The sequence below is a fragment of the Cytobacillus sp. Hm23 genome, from assembly GCF_051842895.1.
Classification (GTDB): Bacteria; Bacillota; Bacilli; order Bacillales; family SM2101; genus Nanhaiella.
On the sequence record NZ_JBPXRQ010000015.1, the window covers coordinates 1 to 14,087 of the forward strand.

Below are 14,087 nucleotides of genomic sequence, written 5' to 3' on the forward strand. Positions count from 1 at the left end.
TATAATTACGATAGGTACCAAAAACGATTAAATGGCCTTAGCCCTATGGAATATAGAGCTAAAGCCGCTTAAGTGACTTTTTATTATTTCCGCTGTCTACTAGACAGGGAGCAGTTCAAATTAGTTAACCTCTACTAGTTCTTTTGAATGCGTTTGGATATATTCTAACACTTTCTTAACTGCCTCTTCACCTTGATCTATACAATCTGGGATGCCTAAGCCTTCGAACGAGCTTCCTGCTAAAAATACGCCGGGTAATTCCTTCTCCATTACTTCTTTCACATTCTCCACTCGTTCTTTATGTCCAACAGTGTATTGAGGCATTGATTTTTTCCATCGAGTTATGATAGAAAACTCTGGATCGCTAGTAATATTCATTGTTTTATTTAAATCTTCTAAAACAACTTTTATGATCTCATCATCCGTTTGATCAACAATTACTTCATCTCCAGCTCTACCTACATAGCAACGTAACAGGATTTTTCCTTTTGGTGTTGTATGTGGCCATTTCTTATGTGTCCAAGTACATGCAGTAATGGTAAAATCACTATTTCTTGAGACAACAAACCCAGTACCATCTATGTCTTTGTTGATTGCCGACTGCGGAAATGCAAGTGCAACTGTAGCAACTGAAGTTGATGGCATATTTTTAAATCCGTCAAAAAACGAATAATCAGCAAGAATGTTTTGGGTAATTTCATGTGGTGTTGTAATAACAACCGTATCAGCTATTATTTGCTCACCATTACTTAAATGAACAATATATTCATCATTTACCTTTTCTAACTTGATCACACTTGTGTTCTTTAATACTGAACCAGCATCTAACTTCTCCTCAACTGCATCAACTAACGATTGTAAACCAGTTGAAACAGTCAAGAACATCCCTTTTGCTTTACCCTTCTCAGCATTTTTCGCTTTTCGAGGTGTCATACTCTTCATTCCGACTATTAAACTACCATGCTTTTGTTCAACTTGATGAAATTGCGGAAAGGTTGATAATAAGCTCAGTTTGTCAATATCACCTGCATATATACCTGAGAGTAATGGCTCTATTAAATTTTCTACAACTTCATCACCTAATCGTCTGCGGAAAAATTGACCTAAAGATTGATCACCAACTACTTTTGATTTGGGTAATACAAAATCAGCTGCTGCTCGAATTTTACCGAATGGCGAAAACAACCCTGTTGTAACAAATGGAGCAATTTGTGTAGGAATTCCCATAATGGATCCACCTGGCATCGGGTGTAAGTTTCCTTTAACTTGTACAAAAGATTGTCCGGTAGAATTATTTACTAGTTTATCCCCTAGTCCCACTTCTGTAGCAAGTCTTGATGCACTTCTCTTTCTTTCTAAAAAAGAATCTGGTCCCTTCTCAATAACAAAGCCATCTCGCTCAGCTGTTTGAATCTTTCCTCCGAGATGATTGGAAGATTCTATTAACGTACATGCTAAAGAAATCCCTTTCTCTCTTGCTTCCTTTTGCAAGTAATATGCTGTTGTTACTCCAGTGATACCACCACCAATTACGACAGTCCTTTTCTTCACATTACTCACTTGCACATCGCCTTCTTTATTATAGTTTTTTATTATCTAATGCTTTTAACACAACTGAAGCCATTGCATCTATGAAATCCGAGTTTGTATTTGGCATTTCAGGACGGTAGTATGTTGCATCCAGTTCATCAGTAACCATTTTACATTCAATGTCATTATCATATAATACTTCTAAGTGATCGGAGACAAACCCAACAGGTATATATACGAATGTTTTATATCCTTGTTCTTTATACAGCTGTCTAGTTAAATCTTGTACGTCTGGCCCTAACCACGGCTCAGGCGTATTACCAGCACTCTGCCAACCAATTACATAGTCAGAAACCTCTGCATTCGTTGAAATTAAATCAGCTGTGTCCTGTAATTGCTGCAAGTAAGGGTCACCATTAGCAAGGATTTTCTCAGGTAAACTATGAGCTGAAACAATAAGTACAGCGTTATTCCGTTGCTCATCAGACATTTTATGATAAGTTTCTGTCACCTTTTCCACCCAATAATTGATAAATTTAGGCTCATCATACCAACTTTCAATTGAATGAATGATGGGTCCACCAAGTTTATTAGCAGCTTCCTTTGCTCTACCATTATAAGATTTAACACTGAAAGTTGAAAAATGTGGTGCTAAAACAATGCTAACTGCTTCTTCAATTCCGTCTTCTTTCATTTGTTTCACAGCATCTTCAACAAATGGCTCAATATGCTTTAAGCCAAGATAAGGTTTAAATTCTATCTCCTGCTGAATATCATTTAAATGTGAAGCAAGCTTATCTGCTTGTTCTTGGGTAATTTTAGCGAGTGGAGAAATTCCACCAATTGCTTGATATCGTTCTCTAAGATCTTCAAGCATATCAATTGTTGGTTTTCTTCCACGACGGATATGAGTATAATATCTCTCTATATCTTCCTCATTGTATGGTGTCCCATATGCCATAACGAGCAAACCCATTTGTTTCTTCATAATTTTATTACCCCCTTTTAATCTCTTAGCCAATATACCCCTTCTACATCTTTGTTACTTATTTAATGAATAATCATGAATAAATGTAGTAAGACGTTTTAAAGTATCAGGTTGAACTTCCGGAAATACCCCATGACCGAGATTAAAAATATAACCAGGTAACTCCATACCTTGATCTAATATTGCTTTAGTTCGTTCTTCAATGACTTCCCACGGTGCGAGTAAAATTGCTGGGTCAAGGTTTCCTTGTACTGGTTTATGAATACCTATAGACCTAGCTTCTTTTATCGGAAGTCGCCAATCTAAACCTACAACATTTAACGGTAAATCATGCCATTCTTTAGCTAAATGGCTTGCACCAACACCAAACATGATTAATGGAACTTGCTCTTCACTTAGTTCTGAAAAAATTCGATTCATTATCGGTTTAATAAAATAACGATAATCTGCAACATTTAATGCACCAACCCATGAATCAAATATTTGTATCGCACTAGCACCTGCATTAATTTGTGATTTTACATATGTAATAACCATGTCTCCTAACTTGTCCATTAAGGCAAACCAAGCAGTTGGTTCTGCATACATAAAGGCTTTCGTCTTATTGTAATTTTTCGACGGACCTCCCTCAATCATATAGCTAGCAAGTGTAAATGGTGCTCCCGAAAAACTAATTAGTGGTACATTTAATTGTTCCGTAGTCAATAATTTAATTGTATCAAGAACATATGGTACATCAGCTTCTGGATTTATTTTTCCTAGATTTTCAACATCGTTTAATGAACGTATCGGATTCGATATAACTGGTCCAATACCTGATTTAATTTCTACATCAACCCCCATTGCCGGAAGAGGGGTCATAATATCTTTATATAAAATTGCTGCATCAACATTATATTGCTCAACTGGAAGTCTCGTCACATACGCACAAAGTTCTGGTTGATGAGTAATGTCAAAAAGCGAGTATTTTTCTTTTATCTTTCTGTATTCTGGTTGTGAGCGCCCAGCTTGACGCATGTACCAAACAGGCACGTAATCTGTCTTTTCACCTCTACATGCCTTCAAAAACGTATCATTTAAAATTGTGTTGTTTGCCATAAAGCCCACCCTTTCATTATTCCACCTAAGTATCATATAAGAACTCTTATTTCCAATCAAATGATACATATTATTATACAAAACAATATACTGATAGTAGTATGTATATCTTGTGAACGTTTTCTTTTATACGAAGACTTGGCTGTAGCCAAGTCTATCTTTTTATTTATACAGGCCCTTGTCATAAATTTTGTTATAATATTAACTTAAAAAGGACACCTAGGCGTAGTATGAATATAATTTCTCTCCAAAGGAAAGATGCCTCAAAATCTTATTGATTTGATTTCTTACTACGCAATAATAACAATGAATGCGAAAACATCGTTGTACAAAAACACTATTAACTATAACTGTTTATACTATACTTGTATATATAACATTTAAAAATGTCAATAAATTGACCATAATTACTCATCAAATGTAAAGAATTGTGGCTTAACATTATTAGAAGGACTGCCCTCTTCGCCTGTAATTGGATTATAAGGGACTACTTGATAATTGGGTATCGAAAAAATGTTGACAGATGAAATAGCAAAGTTTCCTTTTCCTGTAACCGTACCTATAAGTGTTGCTTTATTATTTTTCTTTTCATAAATTCGATACTTGATTCTCTTATCGTCAGCTGGTGTCCATTCTAGATTTACAGAAAAAAAACCATATGGTTTGAAAGAGAGTTGTGCAAATAAATCATTTATCTCTTTTAATCGGATGGGTTGTTCTAGATCCTTTACTCGCTCAGGAACTTCAAAAGCTAAATGTTTACTTTCAAACGTCTCTTCTATAATTTTTTTAAATAATAGGGTTGGCTGACTACTACCTTTTGTTAAATAATGAGATTTGTCTGTTTTGTCATACCCCATCCATAATGCGCCAACAACTGTAGGTGTATACCCAACAAACCACGCATCTTTTGTCGCATCTTCAACTGGCTCGTACGATGTCGAGCCAGTTTTTCCAGCTAAAGCTCCTGAGTATTTTCCCATTTGTGCTGTTCCTTCTCGAACGACCCCCTCTAGCATGCGAGTCATATACCAAGCAGTTTGCTTAGAAAATACACGTTTTTCTTCTTTATTAAATTTACCGATCACCCGATTGTTACGGTCTTCAATTTTTGTAATAAAGTGAGGTTCAATTATTTTACCACCTTCAGCAAATGCACGGTAAACTGTTGTTAAATCAATTGGAGAAACTCCTTCCTCTAATCCTCCGAGCGCCATTGCGAGACCTTTATCTTTTATTGAAATCCCAGCTTTTTCTAAATATTTTTTTCCATAATCAATACCTAAATTATTTAACGCCCATACAGCAGGGGCATTTGCAGATTCAATAATAGCATCATACATCGTTATTTTATCTTTATAAACATCGTTGTAATTATGCGGTTCATAATCACCATATTGTAGCAGTTGATCAACTAATAATGAGTAAGGATTAAATTCTTCTTTCTCAAGTGCAGGACCGTATACGACTATGGGCTTAAATGTAGAACCAGGCTGTCTTTTTACCGTTGCACGATTCAAGCCCTTTTGTACATAGTTACGCCCACCAATACAAGCAATGATCCCCCCTGTTTTATTATCCATTAAGACAAAAGCGCCTTGCACATTTTCATCTGTACCAGCAAAATTATTTGAGTCTTGGAATAATTCATAAGCTTTTTGTTGCACAGTCGCCTCTAAGGGAACAGTAATTTTGTATCCACCCTTTAATAATTCGTTATTCGTCAGTCCATATCTTTCTTCGGCTTCCTTGACTACTAAATCTATATAAGATAATAAATACATATTTTCATTCATCTGATTTATATCTAACGCTAACGTTCTACCTTGATAACGAACTGCATCCTCAGGTGTGATATACCCTTTTCTTTCCATCAAACTTAAAACAAGGTTTCTCCGATCAAAGCTTTTCTCTGGCTGTAGTATCGGGGAATAATTAGTTGGAGCTTTTGGTATTGCAGCTAATAACGCTCCTTGTTCTATAGTTAGTTCAGACACATGTTTGTTGAAATATAATTGGGAAGCAGCTTCAATCCCGTAAGCACCGTGCCCAAAATATATTTGGTTCAAATACATTTCTAGCAGTTCTTGTTTACTATATTTTTTTTCCAAATTAAGGGCGATAATTACTTCTTTTGTTTTTCGTAGCCACGTTTTTTCATTGGAAAGGAAGATGTTTTTAGCGAGCTGTTGTGTTATCGTACTTCCTCCCTCCACCTTCTTTCCTTCAGTAATATCTCTATATAATGCCCTCATAATGGCTCTTAAATCAACTCCATGATGATTATAGAAACGTTCATCCTCCACTGATATAAATGCCTGCTGGACATGTTTAGGAATGTCTTGTATAGAGACCAACTCTCTGTTCTCTATATAAAGCTTTGCAATTAACTCATCCTCATCACTTACTAATGTTGAAGCAGAGTTCATCACAAGCTTTTTCTCATCAACTACATAATCTCCAGCATATATTATAAATAAATATGCAACTAATCCGACAAAAAAAGTAAAAAATATAATTACACTTGCTTTACCAATCACTTTAAGCATGCAACATCACCTCCAAATGACGCATTATAAAACTGATAACTTAATAGCGACCTCGACAGTACAGCTATACTATATTGAATTATCCATTCATGCAACTATTAATTATTATTCATGTAAATGTTTCACAATATGTAAAAAGATTAAGCTCTTTTTGTAGAAGTTTGTTGTTATTCTTAAAGGCTCTTTTCGTAAATTGAGCTCAAGATGTCGTTTAACACAACAGTTTTCATTTTTATAAGAAAAGATGTTAAGTATTTACCTTAATACGAAAACCAACAATGAATGGGAAAACAGCATAAGAATAGCCGCATTGTCCAGCATGGCACAATTCAGACTTATCTACATGTCGTAGGATATTGTTACTGAAATACCTCCAAGCCTCTCTAGACGTTTCTCTTCAATCCATAAAGACAAAAAACGCATTCATATGACTTGATGGTCCAACGCTTGTCGAACGTAGTCATGGATGACGACATTTCATCGTTGCCCTCAGGATATGGGAAGAATTTAGATGAAATTAAGTCGGCTTCGTTTTTCTATATAAGTTAACAATTTTTTCAATTTTATTGATTGGGACAATGGATAAAATTGTTATAATAATAGTGAGGTGATGAATGATGAAAATTTATCTGACACATGGTACGTATCATTATTTAAAAACCAAAAAAGATGAGTTTTCTAACGAGCTAATCGTTCTCATGCAAAACGAAGATCAAACTTTATTATTACATGAAACCAACCGAAATTGTGTCTTTAACGAACCTCGAAAATATGAAGTGCTTGATTCAGAAGGTAGCTTCCCACTAAAAGGCTATGTTGTTATGAATCACGTTCCAGTATCAGAGGAAGGAAGACCTGTCTTTGAATATAGATTTAGCAAGCGCCCCGGTCTTATTGACAAAGAACCTGGGTTTATTGCGATGCGTATTTTAAGGCCAATGGACAGCCATACATATATCATTATTACAGTATGGCATAATGAACAAAGCTACCAAAATTGGCAAAAGTCCAACGCATACGAAAAAACTCATGAAAAAAGAACTCCGGAAGGCGTTGATCACTACAAATCGTTTTTCCCTAGACCTTCTTATTTAAAAATCTATTTCATCACTAATGAAGATTTATCATAATCCCTTATAATTAATTATCCATGTATGCAAGTATAAGAATAAAGCCGCTTTTCGTAACCATTGTTGCTATTGTTATCTAATAAGTGCTAAAAAAGTGGTTTTATATTGTTAGTCATTGTTTTACAAAAGAAAAGATGCCACGAACTCTAGTTGTGTACGTGTTTACTTCTTAATGCGAAAACAGCAAAAAAGGTAAAACCAGTGGTATAGATGCCACCTGGTTTTACCTTTTTTGCTGCTATCAAATTCAATTAATATTTAGTTTAGTATACGTAAACGAAATCCGTTCATCGCAGTTTCTCCTAGCTGGTTAAGAAGTTGAAAGTTAGCAAAAGCTCCAACGACCGCTCCTACTCCAGGTACAATTTGCATCATTTTAATTAAATCAATATGATCTCGATATTCTTGCTGAAATTTTCTCCAATCCAATTCAATGAGTTCATTTTTTTTCTCGTTCCAGTTCGCAATAATCAAAAATGTTTCTTTTCTATGCTTATCACTTGAAAACGCTAATTGAAATAAATATAACAAAAATAAACGCTCTTCATATTTTTTCACATCATACCCATATAATGTAGCAATTTCAAACAATAGCTTCATTTTAATAGACAGTAATAAAGGGAAATCAGCAAGACCTAACAATATCCCTCCCATACCTGTTCCAGCCCCTTCTACTGCCGCTGTTCGTTTATAGGACTTAATTTTTTCTTTTATTAACAAATCTTTTTCTTGTAACGTAAGATGAGACACCTCGTGATCTTTCGTGGTAAAATCTGAACCAACAAGCGTTCCTTTGACAAGTTTTTTTATACTTTCTGTAATTATTTCATGAGCTTGCTCAGGGATCATTTGATTCACTTTGTACTGGGCCTTTTTCGTCACCCTAGTGTAAATTGGTGGTCGCTGTAACATTTTTTTACGCCATTGAATTAACTCATTTAAAATTTTTCGCTCATATGTGTTCATTCCTCATACTCCTCTGAACCTAGACGTATTTATAACTTTTTCAGCCTACTTTTAACATATAAATTTATAAACACATAACTAAAAACTATCCCACAAACGAAAGCTAAAAATGCAATAAATACTTTACCTATAAATAGTATGACGATAGCAAATATACTAGCTTGAATAATTAACAATTTATGTAACAGTTGTAAGAATGCTTTTTCCCTCATGGAGTTTTGAATCGGATACAAACCAAGCCAAATTTTCATTGAAAAATGTCGCCATAAGGTCATAAGTTGAAAGCCGGTAAGATATAAAAATAAAACAACAATGACGAGCGTTCCATAACTTAAAGGCAACATTACAAGTAAAAGTATCCCTATAATAAGTAATCGGATAAACAAACCAAAATAATCACTTGATCGTAAAAAAGCCCTCGCGAATAAATGAGTGAAAGTAGCATCTTGTGAAAAAGGTAACCTCTTCAATGTCCAATCTAGCCACTTTCGTCTCTTAACTTGTATTTTCAACTGTGGAACGTCTGTGAACAAATTAGCAATGCGGTAAAACGTCATCATCCTTTTCGATTCTAGTTCAATTAAGTGATCCCATTTCAATCGTTTAGAAGATGTTAGCTTTCTAAAATAAAAGTATAGGCCAAACATAATAAGGATGATTAAAATAGGATATAAATAATTGGCTTTAATAATGACAAAATAGACAAACGAAAAAGAAATGAATAATCGAATGATGAAATCAACAATGTGAACTTCTTTTTCAACAAAATATTGTACTGCCCATTCGATTAACATATTCCAAACCTTTAATATTAACAATAGTACTAGTAATAAAAGAAGGCTTGTAGCTCCTCTACCAGACATTGTTAAATAAAGAGGTGCAAGACCTGCTACGACCAAAATAACAATGTAGCTTTGTAAGGTAAAGCTGTACAAAAACGACCGATAGAAATATGCCGACATTTTTGTTTCCATTGGCAATAAGAATACAATGTCTGCTTGCTTTAAAAAAGTTTGTATTGGGCTTTTCGTGATTACTACGGCTAAAATAATTGACATGACTATCGCATACGGAAAATGCGGTGAGAGTGTCTCGAGCCACTGCTGATAATAATAAGCCCCTGCTCCAATGCTAAATATTAAAACAAAAGCTAAATGTTGATTAAATATATAACGAAGGTATCTGCCCGTTTCTTTTCTATGTTGTGCAAATCGCTGATTCCAAATCTTTTTTCCCTCATTCATCTGACTCTGCTTCCTTTGTCAATTGGATATAAAGATCATCAAGTGTAGCTTCTGGAGCTTGAAACTCTTTCCGCAACTCATTCAATGTCCCTTTCGCTCGTACTTTACCATTATGTAAAATAACAAATGAATCACAGTATCGTTCAGCAGTTGCTAAAATATGGGTTGACATTAAAATACCAGCACCATTCTTTTTCATCTTATTCATTAACTCTAATAGTGACTGAATGCCCAATGGGTCTAACCCTACAAAAGGTTCATCAATAATATAGAGCGACGGCTCAACTAAAAACGCACACATAATCATTACCTTTTGCTTCATACCTTTTGAAAAATGGGCAGGAAACCACTTCAACTTCTTTTCCATCCTAAATTCTTTTAGTAATGGTTCTAGTCTCTCTTCAAAAGTTTCTTTTGTGAGACCATACGCCATCGCCGTTAATTCTAGATGTTCTCTTAGCGTGAGTTCTTCATATAAAATAGGCATTTCCGGAATGAAGCTATATTGCGCCCGATATTCTTCAGTGTCTTCTAACATGGTCTTTCCATTTATTTTAATTGTTCCGTTTCTCACATCCATTAAGCCAATGATATGTTTAATTGTAGTACTTTTTCCCGCACCATTTAAGCCGATTAACCCGACTATCTCATTATTATTTACCTCAAAAGATACATCTTTAATGACTGGTCTTTTTGTATATCCACCAGTCACACCGTTCAATTCAAGTAATGCCATTGTACATCTCCTTAAGTTTATATATTTAACTATACTTAAGTATATTTTACCAAACAAAAAGAAAAAGAAACAATAATAAAAGCAGAAGTGCCTCGACCATTCCCGACAAGCACTGGAGTCAAATTACGTGAAGGCGCTGTTTGCCTTCAGGGGATTTGACGAAGTGACCTCGAGGGAATAGGCACTGGAGCTAGAAAATAATAAAAGCGGAAGTGCCTTGACATTCCCGACAAGCACTGGAGTGAAATCACGTGAAGGCGTTATTTGCCTTCAGGGGATTTGACGAAGTGACCTCGAGGGAATAGGCACTGGAGCTAGAAAATAATAAAAGCAGAAGTGCCTTGACATTCCCGACAAGCACTGGAGTCAAATTATCTGGAGGCGCTGCTTTTTAAAAGGCTGTTTTCAAACTTTGTTGCTTTTAGGTATGATTTTTCTTAACCTCATTATTACTAGCACTTTTTAACAAAATACATTTTAAAGTTGGTGGGAATATACCCATATGGAGGTGAAATAGTGAGTAAAACCATTCTTTTGTTTTTGTTTCTTCTAATTCCATTTGCCCACGTAGTCGAAGCCTCTGACCAATCAGAATGTGAGAAAGCACTACTTTCCTTGATGTTTGAGGATATTTATAAAGCAGTTAATGAAAATTATGAATTCGAAGGGGTTCAGTTTGAAAATTGGAAAATTACGGACTTAAAGATGACTAACGGACTTACTTTTGATATAACTGTTCAGATTTCCACGTTTATAGGGGCACACAACACAATTGGAACTGATACATTAAAATTTAAACGGGAAATTGATGGACTACAGTTAGTTAGTTTCGACCATATCCCGTCTGAACACAAAGACGAAATATTAGAGTGGTACTTTAATATTTCAACTCATCCTTAAAAAGAGCCGATTTATTATGCACTCCGAAGCATTTCCACAGTCGAATAATTAGATTTCTGACAAGCTGATTAAGCATATCCTCAACACGTTTACAAATGTTAAATTCTACCCTAATTCAAGCCAAGGGAACCAATTAAGATAGTTATCCAAGTAGTGAGTTCCTTAACCAACCTTTTAATCGATTGTGGAAGTTGTTGACGTACTGGATATGATAAATCCATTTCTTGGCATGATAAAATCCCATCCATTTTTTAGTAGTAAATAAAATCATATTTTTTTGTATATTGTTTTAAACATTGGGTATTCTAATTGTTGAAGAGAGGGAAGGGTGTTAGCTAAGAAATTGAACTCCCGCTTTTCTAGTGGTAATTCAATCTAAAGGAATGAGGTGTCTGTGAAAGACAACTTTCTATTTTAGACACTGGACCTATTAGTTGCTTTTAATGACGTTTGTCAAAGAGGGGATGGTCATCTTGAACAAAGTGAGTTAACGACGTTCAAAGACTACATTCATAATGAGGTGTTTACAGAAGGCAATTTAGTCTTTGCATCTAATTAAAGATCCCTTACTTCAATGTAGGGTGTAATCACTTAGAATGCTCATCTTGAACAATCATTCTCACTTTTAAACACATCATTCATAAAACAAATGAGGTGTTTACGAAAGACACATTAGCTTTTTCACAACGTATTCAAAGCAAAACACAATATCCCTCATCTTCAACTCAGGATGCAACCTAAAAGGTTGTATCCTGTTTCTATTTCCAAACAAATATATGGTAAAATAAAAAAATGTGCAAACAAGTTGACCATCTCGATACGCATACGCGAGCTAATACTCTTACTTGTTTCTAATCATAAAATTAATGGAGGGGTAAGAATATGTCTGATTGCATTTTTTGCAAAATAATTAATGATGAAATTCCTAGCGCAAAAGTTTTTGAGAATGAACATGTTATAGCAATACTTGATATTAGCCAAGTCACAAAAGGACATACACTAGTTATTCCGAAAGTACATAAAGAAAATATTTTTGATTTAACTCCTGACATTGCTAGAAACATATTTGAAGTAGTCCCAAAGATAGCTAATTCGATTAAAGAACATTTTGAACCTCTCGGATTAAATCTGCTTAACAACAACGGCGAAATTGCAGGGCAAACAGTATTTCATTACCACATGCATATTATCCCTCGCTATGGGAAAGGTGACGGCTTTGGAGCAGCATGGAAGCCACATGGAAATGAATATAGTCCGGAGGATTTACAACAAATTGCTCGTACAATCGCATCAAGCATAAAATGATGTCTGTTAAGTAAGTCGATATGGTAAACATTCCAATTAGACAGAGCTAATAACATATGTTGTATTTTCTACAATGGTTGTTTTTCATATTAAGAAATAAACACGCACACAACTAGAGTTCGTGGCATCTTTTCTACTTTTACAATTATTGAGTTCTCATAAAACTCAGCATTCTGACATTATTAGTAACAATAGCAACAAAATTTTACGAAAAGAGCCTCTACAATTTAAAAGGTAATCAGCTACCATAATCTGTCCTATATAGGATATTCTATATAGGACAGATTATGGTTCTTATTATAAATAGGCTCATTACGTAAGGCTGTTTTCGCATTGATTGTCTTTAGGAAATAAACACGCATACAACTAGAGTTCGTAGTACCTTTTATTCTGAAACATGATAACTAACATTTAGAGCCACTTCCTATGGTACGAATTTGGTGATAATTGCAACAAAGTTTACGAAAAGAGCCTTTTTATTTACTAAATTACACTAAATGCAATTCTATGAGTTTGTCATCGTTTTATTGTTTTCAAATTGTATTTAAACTTCATTCAACGATAACAACAAACCCCTATATTCAATAATCGCTAAATTTTCTGATCATTGCACGAACTGGTGTTATTTCTGATATTTTCAACCAATCCTCGTGATCAAAGAAATCTTCATACTGAGAAAGAAACCCTTCTACTGTTCTATGAAAAGAATCATTCCACCTTAATAGATGAATAAACTCTTCTCTTGTTCCAGTAAAACCGTATAGATCTTTTATTCGGTTTATCATATCCGCTTGCCATACTGATGGAATAGTAGAAATGCTGGAAATATCATTAAAACGATAATATGTTCCATCTAACTTCAGAGCATATGGATAATAATATGCATATACTTTTTCAAACGTTTCTCCTGTTTGAAGTGTTAGTTTTCTATTAAGATGTTCTCTAAGTTCATATCCGGTTTCTGTTCTATCCATAAGTTCAAGTTGATCCTTATCCAAGAATGTTAGCCATATTTCCGTTTGTGCACCACGATTTGGTGCAATTACTGCTGGTAATGCCCCGTAAGGAGCTAAAAATGGGCCAAAAATAATATCTGAATCAACCATCGTCCCTTTCATACAAATGAGTATTTGTTTCGAGTTTTGATTTAAGCCAAATTTGTACACAAGTTGTGCAATACATACGTTTGATCCATAAGCAACGACAGGAAATCTATTATCGATAGAACTTACTCCTTCTGACTCTAACAATTCCCCAATGTTGAGTACCTCTCCATCACCCGTTAAAAATGAACCTAGTGGGTGACTATTATTTGCAACATGAACTGAAAGTTGTTCAATTTTAGTATTATTTGCTTCTTCAATTTTATGGACTCTACCATTCATAAAAACAAATGAGCTAGGTGGTCTTGGTCCTGGATAAATGTCTGGGTGGTCATAAGGGCTAATAATAAACGGCTTGTTTTCACGGTACAAAAATATATCTCCCCTTTTGAATTCATGTAAGTTCATATTTGTATTTTGTTAACTAATCTTAGCTAATTTTCGAAAACTTTAAAATAATAGCTTACTTCATTACCGTTTCATGGTACTATATAAACAATTTAAGCAATTAACGTAACAAAACATTTTTGAGGAGGAT

General features: G+C 34.6%; 11 protein-coding genes and 1 pseudogene. 3 read left to right on the forward strand and 9 right to left on the reverse strand.

Going from position 1 to position 14,087, the window contains the following annotated elements; translation table 11 throughout:
• Positions 1-120 precede the first annotated feature (120 nt).
• The 4 genes from hemY to ACSVDA_RS11585 all read right to left on the reverse strand — a co-directional run bounded on the left by hemY (position 121) and on the right by ACSVDA_RS11585 (position 6,165).
• The gene (gene hemY, locus ACSVDA_RS11570) at positions 121-1,551 is read right to left on the reverse strand and encodes a protoporphyrinogen oxidase (RefSeq protein ID WP_485883347.1); all 1,431 of its coding nucleotides are present in this window, start codon (positions 1,549-1,551) and stop codon (positions 121-123) included.
• 28 nt (positions 1,552-1,579) lie between these two features.
• Positions 1,580-2,521, reverse strand: a complete 942-nt coding sequence (hemH, locus tag ACSVDA_RS11575) for a ferrochelatase (protein ID WP_485883513.1) — start codon at positions 2,519-2,521, stop codon at positions 1,580-1,582.
• Between the two features lie 51 nt (positions 2,522-2,572).
• Positions 2,573-3,616: a uroporphyrinogen decarboxylase gene (hemE, locus tag ACSVDA_RS11580; RefSeq protein ID WP_485883348.1), complete on the reverse strand. Its 1,044-nt coding sequence runs from the start codon at positions 3,614-3,616 to the stop codon at positions 2,573-2,575.
• Between the two features lie 407 nt (positions 3,617-4,023).
• A complete protein-coding gene (locus ACSVDA_RS11585; RefSeq protein WP_485883349.1) occupies positions 4,024-6,165 on the reverse strand; it encodes a transglycosylase domain-containing protein in 2,142 nt (713 codons plus the stop codon).
• A 614-nt stretch (positions 6,166-6,779) separates the two neighbouring features.
• On the opposite strand from ACSVDA_RS11585, the gene ACSVDA_RS11590 reads away from it, so the two are divergent.
• Complete coding sequence (locus ACSVDA_RS11590) at positions 6,780-7,295, forward strand: antibiotic biosynthesis monooxygenase family protein (RefSeq protein ID WP_485883350.1); 516 nt, start codon at positions 6,780-6,782, stop codon at positions 7,293-7,295.
• Positions 7,296-7,553: 258 nt separating this feature from the next.
• Here ACSVDA_RS11590 and ACSVDA_RS11595 read toward each other — a convergent pair whose 3' ends face one another.
• The 3 genes from ACSVDA_RS11595 to ACSVDA_RS11605 are packed head-to-tail and all read right to left on the reverse strand — an operon-like array spanning position 7,554 to position 10,241.
• Positions 7,554-8,261 carry an EcsC family protein gene (locus tag ACSVDA_RS11595; protein WP_485883351.1) on the reverse strand — a complete coding sequence of 236 codons (708 nt, stop codon included), beginning with the start codon at positions 8,259-8,261 and terminating at the stop codon, positions 7,554-7,556.
• A gap of 29 nt (positions 8,262-8,290) precedes the next feature.
• On the reverse strand, positions 8,291-9,505 hold the full coding sequence (locus tag ACSVDA_RS11600) for an ABC transporter permease (RefSeq protein WP_485883352.1): 1,215 nt from the start codon (positions 9,503-9,505) through the stop codon (positions 8,291-8,293).
• The gene (locus ACSVDA_RS11605; protein WP_485883354.1) at positions 9,498-10,241 is read right to left on the reverse strand and encodes an ABC transporter ATP-binding protein; all 744 of its coding nucleotides are present in this window, start codon (positions 10,239-10,241) and stop codon (positions 9,498-9,500) included. Before ACSVDA_RS11605 ends, ACSVDA_RS11600 begins: the two co-directional genes overlap by 8 nt.
• A 516-nt stretch (positions 10,242-10,757) precedes the next feature.
• Here ACSVDA_RS11605 and ACSVDA_RS11610 point away from each other — a divergent pair.
• On the forward strand, positions 10,758-11,141 hold the full coding sequence (locus tag ACSVDA_RS11610; RefSeq protein WP_485883356.1) for a DUF3888 domain-containing protein: 384 nt from the start codon (positions 10,758-10,760) through the stop codon (positions 11,139-11,141).
• A gap of 14 nt (positions 11,142-11,155) precedes the next feature.
• On the opposite strand, the pseudogene ACSVDA_RS11615 reads toward ACSVDA_RS11610, so the two are convergent.
• Positions 11,156-11,364 (reverse strand): annotated as a pseudogene (locus ACSVDA_RS11615) (IS1595 family transposase); the annotation flags it as partial.
• A 659-nt stretch (positions 11,365-12,023) separates the two neighbouring features.
• Between ACSVDA_RS11615 and ACSVDA_RS11620 the strand changes: the two are divergent.
• Positions 12,024-12,446 (forward strand): HIT family protein, encoded by a 423-nt coding sequence (locus tag ACSVDA_RS11620; protein WP_485883358.1) that lies wholly within the window; start codon positions 12,024-12,026, stop codon positions 12,444-12,446.
• A 581-nt stretch (positions 12,447-13,027) separates the two neighbouring features.
• Here the strand turns inward: ACSVDA_RS11620 and ACSVDA_RS11625 are convergent.
• Complete coding sequence (locus ACSVDA_RS11625; RefSeq protein WP_485883359.1) at positions 13,028-13,921, reverse strand: hypothetical protein; 894 nt, start codon at positions 13,919-13,921, stop codon at positions 13,028-13,030.
• Positions 13,922-14,087 lie beyond the last annotated feature (166 nt).